A 14,648-nucleotide genomic window follows, 5' to 3' on the forward strand; every position below is an offset into this window, starting at 1 on the left:
GAAATTACTTTTGTGGGGATGCCTGCTGATCCTCCTGTAAAATATCCTGTGCGGCCTTGGATACTGCATCCCAGTAACACTCCCAATAGGTATCGCAGAGATCCAGGTAGTGGCTGATGCGCCCTTTGATGTCCGCATTGTGCAGCAGTTGTTTTTTCTGATCTTCTGTCAGAGCCAGATACTCCGGCAAAGCTTGAGCTTTATCAAGAAAATCCTCCCGTGCGCACTCATCTTCATAGGCTGCCGCCACGGTGCGTATAAATTCAGGAGCCAGCGGCAGAGGCCGTTTTTCAATGGAGAGGTAAAAGTGGTTTTCGCAGTATTCCCCATCCAGATAGCACTCATAGCTTTCTGCGGTTTCTTCCTCTGCAAACTGACTCTTTTCACGCCATTTCTCAATGCAGCCGCTCTCCAGTTCGTTTTTCAGATCGTCATGAAATTGCCGCTGGGCATCCGTTAAATTAGTGAACGGAGCCTCATAAGAGCCAAATTCCCCGTCAGTGGCCCAATGCGAGACGACGACATAAAGCGTACCTTGGGGATACGCCTGCTCGGGAACGGCCAGAGGCGTCAACATTTCAGGCGCCATGATGACCAGTTCCAGCCCTAAATCCTCCACACGCTTTGGCGCACCATAGAGTTCAGAAAAAGTCTGCTCCAGTGCGCGGCGGGCAGCGGAAAGGCACGGCGGGTCAAATTCACAATAGATGTCCGGCGTATCATTTTCAGTTTCCCGGTCATCATCCGTGCGAATTTCAAGGATGCGCCCGAAGAGCCCGCTGTACTCACTCGCTTCATTGGCGAGGACGCGGCTGCCTACTGTGTAGGTGATGTTCTCATGTGAGAATTTCTCATCCGGTTTCTTATAAATCATAGTCCATTCCTCCCTTGAAGGGGAAAAGCAAGTCCCCTTGATTCATCAATAAATGTGCCTTTATTATCCGCGTCGAAAATGACGGCACCGCTCGTAAACATGAAAATGAGCAGTGGAATAAAAGCGATATGCCTGCTGCTTTTTAGGCGGCAGCAGCCAACGGCGGATGGGCCGCTTGGCAGTACCGCAAACTGCAGGCTTTTGGCTTTTGAAGATTTTCATCATCCATATCCTCCTTGATAGACTGTACGCGAAATGGTGATCACCCTTCCTCCATGTCCTCGCCGGCCTCGATGATACCGCGCTTCCGTTTCAGCTCCGCGATTTTTCGCTTCCACTCTTTCTGCGACTGCTCGGCCCGTGCCCGTTCCGCTTGCTGATCTTCCGGGGAGAGTGCAGAAAACTCCCACTCCCGGCGATCTGCGTCAATATCCGCCATGATGCGGCGCACCAGGCGCAGAGCCAGTTCGCTCTTTGTCGGCGGCAGCTGCTCCATGGCAGCCTGCCCCTGCTGAAAAAGAAGCCGGTACCGGTCGTATTGAGCCTCGGTGATGAAACCCCATCCGAAGTCATCCTGGAGTTCCCGCTCGCTGTGGTATTGCATCACTTTCTCAAATTCAGCCTGCCGGACAGAGCATTCTTTCTCCACCGTCCGGGCATATTTTGCTTCTATGCGGCGCAGATCTTCCAGCACCTTTGTACAGGCTGCCGCCTCCATCAAATAACCATGGTCCCGCGGTTTCAGATACCTACTCATCCAGCACCTCCGTTTGCTCATCATCACAGCTTACCAAAGGGCAGGCGTAACTCTTATCAATGCTGGGCATGGTACAGCCCATATCAGGATCATGACAATCACAATTCAAGCAGGGAACCAGTGGCTCCGGCTGAAGCCGGATTCCCAAAACGATGAATTCACTCCATCTTCCGCAGTGTGGGCAGGGGATTGTCCCGTTGTACGCATGGTCGATCTGCTCTTGTGTAACGGGGGAAATCTTATGGCAGCATTCGTTCCGCACATATACGATATGAGCGGCTCGCCAGACTTCTGGACGGTATCTCTTATTGAAAGGAAGGTAGCCGCCCCATTGCGGATTGTCGAAAACCCGATCAATGTGTAGCTGAAGGGCTTCTTTTCGCAGTTCAGCGGCTGATGCCCCGATATAATTGTGTTCGCTGCACCATTGGATCAGATGCTTTAGCAGATGTGTCTCCCCATCGCGTTCGATGACAGCATCCGCCAGCCTGCACCAATCCTTTTCTTCAATCTCTCCAAGATTGGTTTTTACACCGTCCCACGGCAAATGCTTTTTATCCCGGCCGGAGCCCGTGCTGTTACAGCGGAATACGCCGTATTGCCAGCGAATATCCTCGTATGTGATAGAAGAGAAGTCTACTCCACTGGGCAGATGATAGTCCCCATATTTCATAGTTTTCAATGCCTCATAATTTTCACGACTGGTCAGACCTTGTTTTACACAGTCTGACTGCTATTGTGAATCTCTCCGGTTTGCGCGGGGCCAGCAGACGCATTGGTGTCTTGGCAGGAGCTGTCCGATGGAGGAATCTCGCCTCTCAAAACAAAAGGAAGAACTGCGTTCCAACTGGTCAGGGGAACTGGATTGCCGTCTATTTCCCGCAGAGCCTCATCCATCCAGCACTTTTCGCAGATATATACATGAGCGTATCTGCTCAAACTGTTCAGGAAAAAATACAGCCCGGAGTATAATTCGTTGCGGCCGCACCGCGGGCAGAGAAGCTGCTGTTCCGTCTCCTGCAGAGGGCAAAGACGCTCAAGAAATCTCTTTGCTTCGTCTTCAGAAAGTTTCATATTGTGTCCTCCATTGCATTTCTTAAAATTTTATTGGCACCAACTTGGCCGATGCCGGTATAAGGTCAAGCCTGTTATGAGATGGATCTCTTTGTCATTAGTGACTTGAATGAATCCTTTTTTGCGGGCCACAACCCTGACCTCCTCATTCATGTCAAGACAAAATACTTGTTCCCCGTCCATCTTCCGGAGCTCTTGCGTGGTAAGGGGAACTTCAGCGGCAAATTTGTTTTCAGGCGGTATAAGCCCAGCTACCAGCATTTGTACTGCGGTCTGAAAACCGGACTCAAAAGCCTGCTCGGCCACAATGCTGCTGCACTCACCGGCGGCAAGCTGGTACGCTTCCAAGGCGGCTATGGCTTCCGGGGAATTGCCCATTTTCTGGCGCAGGAGTTCCTCTGCCATTGAAGCATTATGGTTAAGCTGCTTCTGGTGCTCGCTTTGTGTTTTGAACACGCTCGGCTCATAATCTCCATAGTAGAGATCATGAAGAAAATCAGGGTCAGCGACAAAATCGGCTGATAAGGACTGCTTGGGCGCAGACAGACTTTCGGCGATTCGTTCCAGAGCCTTGATGAGACTGGGCAGCTGGGAATTAAAAAATCTGCGGCCATATTCTGTTTCGTGCAAATTCAAAATTCGTCACCTCCATATAGAGAAAAACCGCCAGTGCCTTCGGGCCTGTAGCGGTTTATGTGAGGCCCCAGAACAGGGACCGGCTTCTTGGTTGTTCATGAGGACAAACCGCCTGCTCCTTTAGGCGGCAGAGGTATCTGTCCCTGCAAAGTCACAACATACGATTTCGCATATTGGCGCGGTGCAATGCCAGTCATTTTTATAGTAGGCCGTGTCGATCCCTTGGTTAAACTCCAATAAAATCCCAGTCCTTTTTTCAAATGTTCTGGCACGCCCTTCCTGAAGCCAGCGATGGTCTTCCGTTCCGCTATATACGAATGGCGCGCTCATTTGCGGTATTATGAACGCACCTTCCTTTGCAATACGGGAGGCCGCCTCTATTACCATGTATTCAAATTCGCCGCTCATGTAGCTTTTGCGGTAATTGTTTGCAATTCGGCCAAACGGCGGATTTGCAATCGCGAAGTCAAATTGGCCCAAGAGGTCAGGCAGAAAGGGATCAAGAACATCCGCGCATATCCATGTGGCCTCTGGCACAACTTTTTTACCAACCTCAACATAGTGCGGATTCAGTTCTACACAGGTAATATCGGCATAGCAGCGGCTGCGGTCACTGCATTCCAGCTGTGCCGCATAGCTCAGTACGCCGATTCCAGCACACAGGTCGATAATTCTGATCGTCTTTCCGTATAGGCACGGAATCTGGAGAGTAAAATCGTTGGCAAGTCCAAAAGGAGTAAAAAATGCACCGGACTTGCTATTGATGTGCTCCGCGTCTTCCCGGAAATTTTCAAAGATAAAAAGCTTATCTTCGTGGGAAAGGTGTTCTTTCTGCAGGAGACAAACCGCCTGATCATGGAGCTGAATTTCTCTTTTGGTCAGCTTACTCATGGGTATCCTCCATTTATGTGGTTTGGTACAGTTTAGACAGTGAAACCTTCCATACTGCAGCGAAGAATGCAGTAGTCGGTCCGAAGGCTTTTCATGTGCCGCAGAATATCTTCTTTGGACTGGTAGCCCTCCAAATTCAACACCTGCCGTTCTGGACACCCCTTCTCGCTGGTCAGGTTGCAGTACCAGTACCCGCTTTTGGTCTGGTAGACCTTCCGATTTCTCTTGTGACCGGGAATCGTGAGCGTCAAATGCAGACCGCCGACGCCATACTCTGCATGAACGAGCATAAAAGTCGCTTTATACAGCTCGCGTTCTTCCTTTTCTACAAAACCGCAGAGATCAGGCAGCCTGGGGCACCTTCCAGATGTGTGGGGCATATTGCGCCGATTCCGTTGGAATTTTCCCCGGCACCAGCAATCCCGCACCTCGCATTTTTCACAATCCACAGCGCCATGAAGCGGTGGGAAATAGTGTTGCTGCTCCATCACATGGCCTCCTTAAAAACAGTCATTCTGCATTACTTTTTGGCAGGCCAAGTCCAAACCAGCTTTCAGCTGAGGCATGGCCTCCATGTATTGGGGAGTGATACCCAGGGCATCAAGCGTGTCTTGAACATCGCCGGTATAGCCGTATTCGTGGTTGGAAAGTTCAGTCAGGAACATTTCATAAATGAAATTATCTCCAGCTTTATCAGCGGCAATGGCCTCATCAAGCTCCTTGCGGTGCCGGGCAAACATTTCATGTAGCTTCGGCGCATCGCTTTTGCGGTAAAATCCACCGGTGCCAGCGATAGCATACACCTGATTCATGTCGGAAGGGCGCAGGCCGAGCCGGCGCATTCCCTCTGCGAACTGCCGTTGATCGAACGCAAAAAACATGGGAAAGGCGTTGACCTCTTCCTGCTGGCGATCCCGTAACTCCTGATAGTGGTTTTTCATACTATGCGGCCTCCTTTTTCATCCGCTGTACAGACAGCCTGACACGCCATTCATCCGGGCGGGGCTGACTGCGGCAAATCCGTTCTAAAAGGTCTTTATTCGCACAAACAGCATATTGCTTCCACTGAGGCCCTGGCCCTTGACGGGTCAGGTGCTCCAAGGCATACATCATCACAGCACCCTACCTTTCCACCTCGAATTGCCGAAGCTTTTCTAACAGCAGACGGGTGTTCTGCGCGTATTGCTCAAGGAACGGCTGATCCAAATCGAAGTTATAATATCGGTAAAACAGCACTTGGAAGGTCATCTGTTTGCATAGTTCCGGAGAGATCGAGCGCATCCGCTTACCGATTTCCGTGATAGCGGCATATTCCTGTTTCAAATACTCTTTCTCCATTCTGGGGAAATTGCGATAAAACCAGTCTTTGACGGAAACCTTTCCGCCGTTGAAATGGTACTGCTGATTGTGGTCAAAGCAGAGGCAGTATTCAAAATCACGGCCCCGCTCGCCGGGTCCTACAGAAAAGGGATAGAGCCGGCAGGTCCGTGGGCGTGCCTCGTAGATGCTGCATAATCCATCCTTCAGGAAAATACAGGAATCGTCCGGCCCCGTGGTTTTCAGCATGAAGATGGGAAAGCACTCTTGGGTCAGCGGCATAGGCTCGCAGTATCGGGTCAACACATCGTCTATGGTGCAGATGTTGGGATCACAGCCACGCAAATAGTTTGCCAACCGGTAGGCGTCCATGCTCTCCACCATCACAGCATCTTTGATATGGCGGCAGCATTGACCGCATCTGCGGCACTGATAGTCCACACAGTCTTTGGCGTGAACTGAAACTACCATTGTTTTTTGATCATCCATGACAATCCTCCGAAAAAAGGCCGTGGCGGAAAATCCGTCACGGCCCAAAACATATAGGACAAGCTCTGTTGTCCCGGTATCTTCTTACAACCGCTTTACGCGCACGCGGCCAGGCTCACCATCGGGAGCGGGTTGCAGGCCGCCAGCGGAAAAGGGGCCATTGAGAGGCAGTAATTGGAGTTAAGCGTTTCAAAGCGTACCATATCATCCGACTGATCGTGGATGGCTACCACACGGGAGGTATGATAGATCTTACCACCTGCATGAAGAAGTGCGCCCTGCCCAATCACCAGCGGACGCAGAAGTGCTCCGCGCATCACAATAGATTTTTTTGATTTCGTCATATACTTCGACCTCCATTCTGTTTGTGGTAGATAGAGGGCTACTCGCGGCATAACCTCAAAAACACAGTATGGACCTCCTCAAGAAGTTCCTGGATGCGCTTCATCGGTATTTTTTCGTGGCTGGAAATCTCCTTAATGCCATAGCCGTAACCCTTCATGCGGACAATTTTCATCTGTTGTTCAGAAATATGGGAAGCCAGATCATGGAGCATCTGCTGCATTTCAAATTCCTGCATGAGACGGTCCTGACCCGGCAGCACCTCTTCCAGCGGAACGCCATCCGAGTATAGGCCCAGATGGATGCTGATGACTTCTGTATTACGCTTGCGGCGCGCCTGTGTACGGAAATAATCGTATAAGCGAAATTTCATTTGTCGAATCGCAATAGTGCTAAAAGAATACTTTTGTGCAGATGCGCTATTACAGTAGTCCTGCACAGCCTTCAAATACGGGAAAATAACCACATCATAGAATTCATTCTCTGGAAGATGGTTGTCATTGAGAAATTTATAGACCAGGCCATGGTGTTCAGCGGCAAAATCCTGCTGCTCCTTTGTCAACGGTACTTCACACAACATAAATTTTCCTCCGTTCTAAATAAAAAAGGGATACCTCCGACTTACGCCGGAGGTGTCCCTTGATGATGTATCATGCGGCATTGCCGCAACAAAAACAGTTACGCCGGCAACTGTTCATAGTCGCCGTTGATCTCGCCGACCACATAGCTTCCATCCGGACCCGGGGCCGCAGTGGCAGATTCCGGGATCTCATAGTCGCAATCGTTGGCCCGCTGTTCCTCATTGATCAGCGCCCGCTGAATGTTGATAGTTTTGATTTGCCCCTTGAAGACATTGGCATAGGCGCGGATCTGGGCCAGCTCTTCCCCCTGGAAATCACGCAAAAGGCGGAAAGTTGCAACGCTGTAATCATTGCTGCCGTTGCTATCTTTCTTGAGGCCGATCTGGACCAGACTGCCATAGGTGGCACGCTGGCGATAGACAAAAGCCCTGTTCAGGAACTCCTTGAACGGCCTGATGCTGGTGGGCGGCAGGGAGACCAGCAGAGGCATATATTCACCACTGCGCAGCAGATAGAGATGCCTCATATTCTTGCACGCCTTGCCGCGGCCGCCATCCTTGGCCGATCCATACGCATTCATGGGGCAGGTAGCACACGCACCTCCCGGTACGCCGATCCCTGTTTTGCCATCTACAGAGGAGCAGAGCGGTTTGGTGTCTTCGTCATACTCGCTGCCTTCCGGCCACAGAGTATAGGCAGAGTGGTTGTAGAGGATGATGCCCTCCAGCGTCCGGGTATAATCCGGATTGTCGGGATCTTCCGTGGGAACTTCAAACTGCAGGGCGCCGCCGGCGGGAATCTTCACCCGCTGGAAGCTCATCATCTGAAGCCCATCCGCATCTTCTGCGATCTCATCGCGGCTGAAGTCGCCCTCCACCATCGCCGGAAGCAAGAATTTGTTCTGCTCGTTTGCGGCCACCATAGAAGTGTTCTGTTCGTACATAGTTCATTCCTCCTGTTAATTTTTTGATGGATGGCAGCCATTTAAGCGGCCATCTGGTTAATTCGGCTCCACTGCCGTGCCGGCATGGAGAGAATGTTGTAGCCGATGCCTTCCAGCGCGGTTGCCCGGTCATAGTCCTTAACATCCTGGCTGTGGCGCGTTACGGCGTTGGACAGACCATATAAGGTCAGATCGTTGCCTTCAATCAACCGCTGCAGCACACCGGAGCTTTCATCGTCCGTGATGTGAAAATCCTTGCTTACGAGCTTCACAATGCCAGGGACAGCGGCAGTATTCATGGGGGCATCCTTGGCTTCCCGCATCATGTTGACCACACGGGTAAAGCGTACCTCGTCTACTACGGCCCGCACCGTGTCCTGGATCTTCATGGCGAAGGCTTTGTCATCGGCCTCCAGCGTCTTTTCCGAATACAGCTGGTAGTTCTCCGAAGCCTCATTGACACGGCCTACATGGTTGCGGCGCGTCTGGGCGTCGTTTACCACCATACCGTTGCTGCATACCAGACGATAGACCAGCGGCTGGATGCTCACCGAGCCCAGGCCTACCTCGCTATTGCTGATAATAATACCGGACTGCACGATGTCGCCGGGTACGACCTCTGCCTCCAAGCGGGTGTTGACAACCTTGATGTACATACGGCTGTCGGTGAGCTGGCAGCTCTCGAAGTGCATCCCTTCCATCTCCTGAAGGACTGGAAGGACAATCCCGGCAATATCGAGGTTGTCTATACGCCGGTAGCGGTTGCTGAGAAACGCCCGCGCTGTGCCGTCTATGGTGCGAACCATACGCACAGCCGGCTCCCGCTGGAACCAGGCATTCACATTCTGCGCCAGCAGCTCGGGGTATTCCTCCAGCATCTTGTCATAATAGGCTGCCGGGATCTTGAGGTGCGTTCCGATCTGCCTGTGTGCGATGGCGTTGACCTCCAGCGGCTCCACGGCATAATCACCGGATTGGTCGTAAGCGTTGAGATACAGCCCGCCACCAAAAGGCTCCAACCGGAGACTCCGGGTGTCCAGCATATAATCGGCCTTCAAATCGTTCTGCCGCTGGATTTCCTGTGCCATTTCCACAAGACTGATCCCTGATTTCATGTTATTTCACTCCCTTCTCATGACGATGGCGGTCACCAGGAGACCTGGATGCCCTGCGCTGTTGTTTCAGCAGCCAGACCGTTGCTCTCAAACACTTCCACCAGACGAGGCCAGTAGACCTTTGCCGGAAAGTTGGAAAGATGTTCCTGCGGGACAAGCTCTTCACCCTGCTGGATGCAGATGTCCCCGTTCTCTTTCAGTGTGAGTTTGCTGTGGCCGCGTGAGTTCAGGTCGGCAATCAGCGTCTCCATCACTGTGCGCCCGTTATTCTCGTACCAGATACGCGGGTCGATGGGCTGCTTGTTGGGTGGGATGTCGGCCTGATCTTCCTGCTCTGTCCCTGCTTTGGACAGAGGGACGATTTTGAGCAGGTCACAGCGGATCGTCGCATCCTTGCCGAAGGTGATGTCCGCATGGTCGAACGCCTCCACATTGTAAAGGCGGATACGCCCTGTGCCGTTGCTGCGGATCAAATCCGCCGGTCTCTTTTCACACCACTCAAAGCAGGCGTTGGGAAAAGAGGAACGCAGATAAGTCAAAATCCGGTGGTTGGCATAGCGGAGCAGCAGATCGTCTGGTACAGGCCCTTCAAGCTCCGGCACCGTAAAGGTGTTCTGCGCGACACCCTCGGCATGGAGCTGGCGTTCCCTCTGCTGACGCTGACGGCGGCGCCTGGCCTGCTGCATATAGGGGAGCAGGAGGATCAGCACGACCCAAAGCCCCCAGAGGGTAAATACCCCTATCAGAAGCCACGCTTGCCAGGGTCCGCGTACCAAAGCCATGATAGCGATGACAGCACCGATCAGGATTGTGATGCTGCCGCTCAAAAGTCCTTTGTCGTTACTCATGTTGTTACCGTCCTTCCTTTTAAGTTTTGCTTGAAAACAAAAAAAGGGACCGCACCAAGCTTCAGTTCATTCTGAAAACTTGATACGGTCCCTCTTGCAGTGCCGGATTTTATTCCGGCAGGGATTCGCGGTCGCCGTCCATTACCTCGGAGGGGGCTGGAGCGGTTGCCGCCGCGTCAGAGTCATGCTGCTCATGTTCCGCTTTTGCTCTGGAAGATTGCCCAGGAAGAAAGCCAAAGTCCGTCAGCCATACTTTCAACTTTTTGACTGTGGCCCCGTCCTTTTGCCGTACATCCACCAGTTTCTGCGATCCAGTGAGCCAGATCATGCTTCCCTTTTTGACCTTGAGCCGTGTGAGCCGGGCAACCTGGTCGCCGCGGGCCCATACTTGATAGAAGTTCGGATGTTCACCTCCGGAGCGTTCCACCAAATCAAAACAAACATACGGCTGCTTTGACTGGCTCTCTTTGGGAGTAAGCTCGTGCATGACTCGGCCAAATACATAGATTTGTGCCATAACACTCCTTTCTTCGCCATCGGCGTTACTATCTATATATAAAAAGTGCCAGCGGATACCAACCCGAAAAGGGCGTGGCAATACCACTGACACTTGATACAGCATACAAACTTAACTGCGTGTGCAATGCAGGGCTTTGGGCCTTGCGGTACAGATGTTTCATCTGTATCCCACATGGGGAACGCACAAAAATCAATTACAGGTTAAGTGTAACACCGTATCTTGTGTTTGTCAAGTGATATAATACTATATATAGATATTTTAGCCCGGCGAGTTACAATATGTGGTTCATGTGGCGGTAGTAATCGTCCAACAGGTAGAATTTCAGTTCCTTGGCCCGGGGTGTACCATAGTTGAAGGTCAGCGCATAGAGATTGCCTGTTCCATCTATACCGAGGGGGCCGAGCCAGCAGTCGGCAGTGTTGCCGTTGAGATACCAGAGCTGAATGTCCTGGTAAGCATCTTCCGAAACAAGCCCTGATGCGGCCAGACGCTGGGCGTCTTCGTCTTCAATCAGGGTGGAGGAAAGAAAACGGCGGTAAAGTTCATCCGGCAGACCGAGAGCCTGTTGGTAGGTCAGCGGATTCGGGTGATTCAGCCACCAGCGGGTGACATCTTCAAAGGTGCGCAGATGTGGTTTAGCTCCAAGCGCCCGAAAGCTGCGGATGAACGATTTCACCTTGTCCGGGGATGGCGCAGAAGGGATTGGGATTTCACGCACTTCGTTGTCTGAAAAGGAAAAGGCAATCCGCTCACCGCATCTGTCCTCCAGCATGAGTGCGGAGCGGGATAATGGAGAGACCAGAAAGTGCTCCATAGCAAAGGTATGATCCAGAAACTGTTGGATTTTGTATTGCTCAATCGTGTGTGGTTTGTACATGGGGGTAGCCCTCCTTTTTAGATTCTACCTATTAAATAGGAAAAATCCCCCGTTTTTCTGCAGCAAATCAAACTTTGTAAAAATAGTGGATAGAGGAGTAAGAAAAAGAGATACGATGCTGTGGTTATGTAGCCTGCACCGTATCCCTTTCCTATTTTGCCGTAGGTTTAGCCGTTCTCCTTAGCCTGTTCCTCTTGGACAGCCGGCTCGCCAAGGGCCTCATATCCCAGGAAGCTGTTGGTGGAGAGAGCCGCGTCCAGATAGTCGTTTCCAACAGTGGGGTGGTTGCTGCTTTGAAAGTAAAAACGATACCGGGCGCCAATCTGGAACTTGGCGGACTTACTTAACAGTAAAGTGCGCTCCGCACCTTGTTCGTCTATTAGTTGGATCTTGCGATACTGCCGCATCATAGGCGAGACAACGCTGGAGCAGACGCCTTCTACGATCTCATACTGGCCCCGGGCGATGGTGCTCCATAAGCTCCTAACCAGTACCAGAGAGGCAAGAAAGATTATGCTGCCCAGTACCAGCAGGATATGGTCTGTGGTAATAATGAAGATGATTAGGCTGAGGGCAATGCTTGCGAGCCCGGCCAAAAAGGTCAACAAAATCTTTCGCCGTAGCACGAACGGGAATTGGTTCCATTGATTCTTCATGTGGTAATCCTCTCAAAAATGATTTGCTGGCGCAGGTAGAGGTTGGCAACGGCCAGCGTTACTGCCTGACTGCTCCGGCTGTTTTTCATTATGCCGGCGATATTATAGCAGGTGGTTTCGTCGTCGCCGTACACGGCCTCCATCAAGAACTGCTCATTGGGAAGATAGGCAACATCCTGCTCTACACACTTGATGATCTCGGCGGTGGACAGCAGAGCTTGCTGGGCCAGCCTCATAACACGGGTCTCATAGTCGGTACGCCGGTCTTTTTGGAATAATTTTAGCGCCTGTTGAATAGGGACTCGGCGGCCTGCCACCAGTTTGACAAATGAGATGCTCCTCATCAGCATTGATCCGCTGGCTGGAATAATGCCGAGAGAACTCAACAAATCATACAGAGCATCGTATTCCGTTTCACCACAGCCAGATACCAGCAGACCTCGGGTGAGCAGCCGATTTACGCAGGCATCCCAAGAGCGGGAAATACAATCTCCCAGAGAGGACACCAGCTTGTCACACTGGAGGGAAATATCCTCTCGTTTAGAAATTCGCCAGTTTAGGGCAGTCCAAACGACCATTTCCTGCATATCCACCATGTAAGTTTGCCCGCCCAGGCGGATGACCGGGCAGGACCGGCCACAGCCATTCGTTTCCCGATCCAGACGGCCGATTGCAGTATATAGGGTATTCTGTTCCATTCATCAGTACCTCCTTCTTTTATATATCCTTTACTGCGGAAAGGCCGCGGTTTTCAACAAATTCAGAGCAGGCTTTTCAGAAACTTGGAGTCTCTGCGCAGTTTTGCGGTGGAACGCGAGATCCATGCCCCCACATGGGAGGGCGGCACCTGATAAAGCTCCGCAATGTCTGTGACCCGCATTCCTTGAAGTTTGAGGGCAAGCGCCTCAATACCAAGCCGGGTTACACCATCGTAATCTTTTTTACAGGCATCCAGCAATGACAGAGTTTCTATCAGAGATACTTGGGTGTCAAAGGCGTCGGGCCGGGACTCCAGGGCCTCTCCGTCTGCCGCCAGTTCTCCATGTTCTCCAATAATAAGCCTGCTGAATTTTTTCTTCCTGTTGCAGATCGCCCGGCAATAGGACAGAAGCCCGTTTTTAACGACCGTTTTGGCGTAGGTAGAAAACTGGGCCCGTCCGTCATTCTTATAAGTAGACGCGGCTTTACAGAGCCAAAGGCACCCCTCTTGGAACAAGTCTCCATATTCCATACCGCAAATAGTTGGATTAACATGGATGTAGTCACAAATAACCCAATGTACGATGGGAAGATTCTGGGCAACAAGTTCCTGCTGCTGTTCTGTTAAACTGGTCATCGTTTCACCCCCCTTTAAGCGGCCGAATGCAGATTGCCCAAAGGAGCAGCGGCTTTGTAACAGAGGCGAATTACCTCATCACACATCCCGTCAGAAAACATGCCAATATGTGCCTGCTGGTCATTTAGTCCCAGTTTGGCCTGGAGCCAGATGTAGACCTCCCATTTTTCCATGTGCCGGCTCTGCTGCAGATGCTCCAGCGCCCGGTGAGCCAGGATTCGTTTGTGCCGGAGATCCCCATTTGCCAGAGTCCCCATAGGCCGGTGTGTCCGGTCATGGGCACTCACATAGGCATCACAAGCCGGCCAGCGATCACAGAGATAGATATATTTGCCCTGGGAACGGCGGTTACAGCCATAGACTGTGCTGGCGGGGCGAAGAGAGGCGTTAGCATGGCAATAAGGGCATTGGATATGTTTTTGCTTCGTCATAAAAATCATCACCTCCAAATGCGTATAGATGACGGCGCAAAGGCGTCTTTCAGTGTGAAAAAACAGTGTTAATTGCAGCCCGGGTCCAGAGAAAGTTGTCTGAGCGCACAGGCGGAAGGCTCCGGTGTGTGCCATTCGATGTACTTGGAAAAGGCGGCGTCAAAGGCGCGCCGGGACAAAATGGCAATGCACTCAGACGAATCTACAGTTTCTCCGGATAGTCTTTGGATGTCCTCGGCAGAAAGCAGCATAACCTGTCCGCACTCATCCACAGCCAGAAGAAAACCGGAACAGGGCGTTGTCCGGCCGCACATGCAGTTGCCGCAATCGCAGCTTACAAAGATAGCGTTGCGCCAGTTGCCGCGAACGGCCCGCAGAAAAGAATAAATTTTGCAGGATGATTTCATCCTCTACCTCCGTTATTCGTTTTTTCAAAAACTAAAAAAGCGGGGACCGGCCGTGGAAACCCACAGACCGATCCCCGCCGGTGATTTTAGCCAAACAGGCCCTCGATCTCGCTGGTGATACGCGGAATCACCGTGTCGTTGAAAATGAGGGTCAGGGCCGCCAGAAGAAGGGCGCCCAGCACCACGGCGATGATGATCTTAACAGCGTCCGAAATGTAAAAATCGCCGCGCTGGTTGGAAAGCGCCATACGGGCACGAAGGGCCAGTGCATTCGCCTTGTTCTGGATACGGGTGGTAAAGTTTCTCATGGTAAGACCTCCTGAAATTTTATTGTTTTGATGTTGATGGTTTTATAAAAAGACTGCTCACCGCTCAAGAACGACGAATCGGTTTGAGCATGTCCTTTTTATTGGAAATGGGCCGGCTGGGGTAGGCTTTCGACTTTTGATACAGAAGCCATCGGAAACGGCGCTTTTCTTCCCGTGCGCCGCCAGACGGGGAAAATTTTTTCTTAGGCATAAAAGTCTCCTTAAAACAAGGGCCGGCCTGTATAT

Annotated in this window: 23 protein-coding genes; all 23 read right to left on the reverse strand. The window is 51.6% G+C overall.

Going from position 1 to position 14,648, the window contains the following annotated elements:
* Positions 1-4: 4 nt before the first annotated feature.
* The gene (locus ACSAMP_RS15255) at positions 5-874 is read right to left on the reverse strand and encodes a hypothetical protein (protein ID WP_118438867.1); all 870 of its coding nucleotides are present in this window, start codon (positions 872-874) and stop codon (positions 5-7) included.
* Between the two features lie 63 nt (positions 875-937).
* Entirely contained in the window at positions 938-1,099 is a 162-nt protein-coding gene (locus ACSAMP_RS15260; RefSeq protein ID WP_157838658.1) for a hypothetical protein, read from the reverse strand.
* 37 nt (positions 1,100-1,136) lie between these two features.
* On the reverse strand, positions 1,137-1,631 hold the full coding sequence (locus ACSAMP_RS15265) for an adenylosuccinate lyase (protein ID WP_118438866.1): 495 nt from the start codon (positions 1,629-1,631) through the stop codon (positions 1,137-1,139).
* Entirely contained in the window at positions 1,624-2,304 is a 681-nt protein-coding gene (locus ACSAMP_RS15270) for a hypothetical protein (RefSeq protein WP_071698944.1), read from the reverse strand. Before ACSAMP_RS15270 ends, ACSAMP_RS15265 begins: the two co-directional genes overlap by 8 nt.
* Positions 2,305-2,348: 44 nt before the next feature.
* Complete coding sequence (locus tag ACSAMP_RS15275) at positions 2,349-2,705, reverse strand: hypothetical protein (protein WP_058722735.1); 357 nt, start codon at positions 2,703-2,705, stop codon at positions 2,349-2,351.
* A gap of 30 nt (positions 2,706-2,735) precedes the next feature.
* Positions 2,736-3,341, reverse strand: coding sequence for a DUF6809 family protein (locus ACSAMP_RS15280; RefSeq protein ID WP_058722736.1), 606 nt, complete (start codon positions 3,339-3,341; stop codon positions 2,736-2,738).
* Between the two features lie 120 nt (positions 3,342-3,461).
* Positions 3,462-4,232 (reverse strand): methyltransferase, encoded by a 771-nt coding sequence (locus ACSAMP_RS15285; protein ID WP_009258028.1) that lies wholly within the window; start codon positions 4,230-4,232, stop codon positions 3,462-3,464.
* Positions 4,233-4,264: 32 nt separating this feature from the next.
* Entirely contained in the window at positions 4,265-4,720 is a 456-nt protein-coding gene (locus ACSAMP_RS15290) for a hypothetical protein (RefSeq protein ID WP_009258029.1), read from the reverse strand.
* Between the two features lie 12 nt (positions 4,721-4,732).
* On the reverse strand, positions 4,733-5,173 hold the full coding sequence (locus tag ACSAMP_RS15295) for a DUF7659 family protein (RefSeq protein ID WP_009258030.1): 441 nt from the start codon (positions 5,171-5,173) through the stop codon (positions 4,733-4,735).
* Between the two features lie 181 nt (positions 5,174-5,354).
* Positions 5,355-6,038 (reverse strand): YkgJ family cysteine cluster protein, encoded by a 684-nt coding sequence (locus ACSAMP_RS15300; protein ID WP_009258031.1) that lies wholly within the window; start codon positions 6,036-6,038, stop codon positions 5,355-5,357.
* A 95-nt stretch (positions 6,039-6,133) separates the two neighbouring features.
* A complete protein-coding gene (locus ACSAMP_RS15305; protein WP_009258032.1) occupies positions 6,134-6,382 on the reverse strand; it encodes a hypothetical protein in 249 nt (82 codons plus the stop codon).
* Between the two features lie 38 nt (positions 6,383-6,420).
* Complete coding sequence (locus tag ACSAMP_RS15310; RefSeq protein ID WP_009258033.1) at positions 6,421-6,960, reverse strand: sigma-70 RNA polymerase sigma factor region 4 domain-containing protein; 540 nt, start codon at positions 6,958-6,960, stop codon at positions 6,421-6,423.
* Between the two features lie 98 nt (positions 6,961-7,058).
* The gene (locus tag ACSAMP_RS15315; RefSeq protein ID WP_009258034.1) at positions 7,059-7,904 is read right to left on the reverse strand and encodes a hypothetical protein; all 846 of its coding nucleotides are present in this window, start codon (positions 7,902-7,904) and stop codon (positions 7,059-7,061) included.
* A 41-nt stretch (positions 7,905-7,945) separates the two neighbouring features.
* Positions 7,946-9,019, reverse strand: a complete 1,074-nt coding sequence (locus ACSAMP_RS15320; RefSeq protein WP_009258035.1) for a DUF932 domain-containing protein — start codon at positions 9,017-9,019, stop codon at positions 7,946-7,948.
* A gap of 32 nt (positions 9,020-9,051) precedes the next feature.
* Positions 9,052-9,867: a hypothetical protein gene (locus ACSAMP_RS15325; RefSeq protein ID WP_009258036.1), complete on the reverse strand. Its 816-nt coding sequence runs from the start codon at positions 9,865-9,867 to the stop codon at positions 9,052-9,054.
* Between the two features lie 109 nt (positions 9,868-9,976).
* Positions 9,977-10,384 carry a single-stranded DNA-binding protein gene (locus ACSAMP_RS15330; RefSeq protein WP_009258037.1) on the reverse strand — a complete coding sequence of 136 codons (408 nt, stop codon included), beginning with the start codon at positions 10,382-10,384 and terminating at the stop codon, positions 9,977-9,979.
* A gap of 274 nt (positions 10,385-10,658) precedes the next feature.
* The gene (locus tag ACSAMP_RS15335) at positions 10,659-11,264 is read right to left on the reverse strand and encodes a hypothetical protein (protein WP_009258038.1); all 606 of its coding nucleotides are present in this window, start codon (positions 11,262-11,264) and stop codon (positions 10,659-10,661) included.
* Between the two features lie 167 nt (positions 11,265-11,431).
* A complete protein-coding gene (locus ACSAMP_RS15340) occupies positions 11,432-11,872 on the reverse strand; it encodes a hypothetical protein (RefSeq protein ID WP_432489917.1) in 441 nt (146 codons plus the stop codon).
* Positions 11,873-11,916: 44 nt separating this feature from the next.
* Positions 11,917-12,618: a hypothetical protein gene (locus ACSAMP_RS15345; RefSeq protein ID WP_009258040.1), complete on the reverse strand. Its 702-nt coding sequence runs from the start codon at positions 12,616-12,618 to the stop codon at positions 11,917-11,919.
* A gap of 62 nt (positions 12,619-12,680) precedes the next feature.
* Positions 12,681-13,256 carry a sigma-70 family RNA polymerase sigma factor gene (locus tag ACSAMP_RS15350; protein WP_009258041.1) on the reverse strand — a complete coding sequence of 192 codons (576 nt, stop codon included), beginning with the start codon at positions 13,254-13,256 and terminating at the stop codon, positions 12,681-12,683.
* Between the two features lie 14 nt (positions 13,257-13,270).
* Positions 13,271-13,687 (reverse strand): zinc-finger-containing protein, encoded by a 417-nt coding sequence (locus ACSAMP_RS15355; protein ID WP_009258042.1) that lies wholly within the window; start codon positions 13,685-13,687, stop codon positions 13,271-13,273.
* 493 nt (positions 13,688-14,180) lie between these two features.
* Positions 14,181-14,402 carry a DUF6133 family protein gene (locus ACSAMP_RS15360; RefSeq protein ID WP_009258044.1) on the reverse strand — a complete coding sequence of 74 codons (222 nt, stop codon included), beginning with the start codon at positions 14,400-14,402 and terminating at the stop codon, positions 14,181-14,183.
* Between the two features lie 64 nt (positions 14,403-14,466).
* Positions 14,467-14,613, reverse strand: a complete 147-nt coding sequence (locus tag ACSAMP_RS15365; RefSeq protein ID WP_165858840.1) for a hypothetical protein — start codon at positions 14,611-14,613, stop codon at positions 14,467-14,469.
* Positions 14,614-14,648: the final 35 nt, after the last annotated feature.

The organism is Flintibacter sp. SJQ-8 (genome assembly GCF_054108085.1).

Bases quoted from the DNA above. Each gene is read 5' to 3' on its own strand.
- ACSAMP_RS15255 (WP_118438867.1), bottom strand. From the start codon at position 874: ATGATTTATAAGAAACCGGATGAGAAATTCTCACATGAGAACATCACC.
- ACSAMP_RS15260 (WP_157838658.1), bottom strand. From the start codon at position 1,099: ATGATGAAAATCTTCAAAAGCCAAAAGCCTGCAGTTTGCGGTACTGCC.
- ACSAMP_RS15265 (WP_118438866.1), bottom strand. From the start codon at position 1,631: ATGAGTAGGTATCTGAAACCGCGGGACCATGGTTATTTGATGGAGGCG.
- ACSAMP_RS15270 (WP_071698944.1), bottom strand. From the start codon at position 2,304: ATGAAATATGGGGACTATCATCTGCCCAGTGGAGTAGACTTCTCTTCT.
- ACSAMP_RS15275 (WP_058722735.1), bottom strand. From the start codon at position 2,705: ATGAAACTTTCTGAAGACGAAGCAAAGAGATTTCTTGAGCGTCTTTGC.
- ACSAMP_RS15285 (WP_009258028.1), bottom strand. From the start codon at position 4,232: ATGAGTAAGCTGACCAAAAGAGAAATTCAGCTCCATGATCAGGCGGTT.
- ACSAMP_RS15290 (WP_009258029.1), bottom strand. From the start codon at position 4,720: ATGGAGCAGCAACACTATTTCCCACCGCTTCATGGCGCTGTGGATTGT.
- ACSAMP_RS15295 (WP_009258030.1), bottom strand. From the start codon at position 5,173: ATGAAAAACCACTATCAGGAGTTACGGGATCGCCAGCAGGAAGAGGTC.
- ACSAMP_RS15300 (WP_009258031.1), bottom strand. From the start codon at position 6,038: ATGGATGATCAAAAAACAATGGTAGTTTCAGTTCACGCCAAAGACTGT.
- ACSAMP_RS15305 (WP_009258032.1), bottom strand. From the start codon at position 6,382: ATGACGAAATCAAAAAAATCTATTGTGATGCGCGGAGCACTTCTGCGT.
- ACSAMP_RS15310 (WP_009258033.1), bottom strand. From the start codon at position 6,960: ATGTTGTGTGAAGTACCGTTGACAAAGGAGCAGCAGGATTTTGCCGCT.
- ACSAMP_RS15315 (WP_009258034.1), bottom strand. From the start codon at position 7,904: ATGTACGAACAGAACACTTCTATGGTGGCCGCAAACGAGCAGAACAAA.
- ACSAMP_RS15320 (WP_009258035.1), bottom strand. From the start codon at position 9,019: ATGAAATCAGGGATCAGTCTTGTGGAAATGGCACAGGAAATCCAGCGG.
- ACSAMP_RS15325 (WP_009258036.1), bottom strand. From the start codon at position 9,867: ATGAGTAACGACAAAGGACTTTTGAGCGGCAGCATCACAATCCTGATC.
- ACSAMP_RS15330 (WP_009258037.1), bottom strand. From the start codon at position 10,384: ATGGCACAAATCTATGTATTTGGCCGAGTCATGCACGAGCTTACTCCC.
- ACSAMP_RS15335 (WP_009258038.1), bottom strand. From the start codon at position 11,264: ATGTACAAACCACACACGATTGAGCAATACAAAATCCAACAGTTTCTG.
- ACSAMP_RS15345 (WP_009258040.1), bottom strand. From the start codon at position 12,618: ATGGAACAGAATACCCTATATACTGCAATCGGCCGTCTGGATCGGGAA.
- ACSAMP_RS15350 (WP_009258041.1), bottom strand. From the start codon at position 13,256: ATGACCAGTTTAACAGAACAGCAGCAGGAACTTGTTGCCCAGAATCTT.
- ACSAMP_RS15355 (WP_009258042.1), bottom strand. From the start codon at position 13,687: ATGACGAAGCAAAAACATATCCAATGCCCTTATTGCCATGCTAACGCC.
- ACSAMP_RS15360 (WP_009258044.1), bottom strand. From the start codon at position 14,402: ATGAGAAACTTTACCACCCGTATCCAGAACAAGGCGAATGCACTGGCC.
- ACSAMP_RS15365 (WP_165858840.1), bottom strand. From the start codon at position 14,613: ATGCCTAAGAAAAAATTTTCCCCGTCTGGCGGCGCACGGGAAGAAAAG.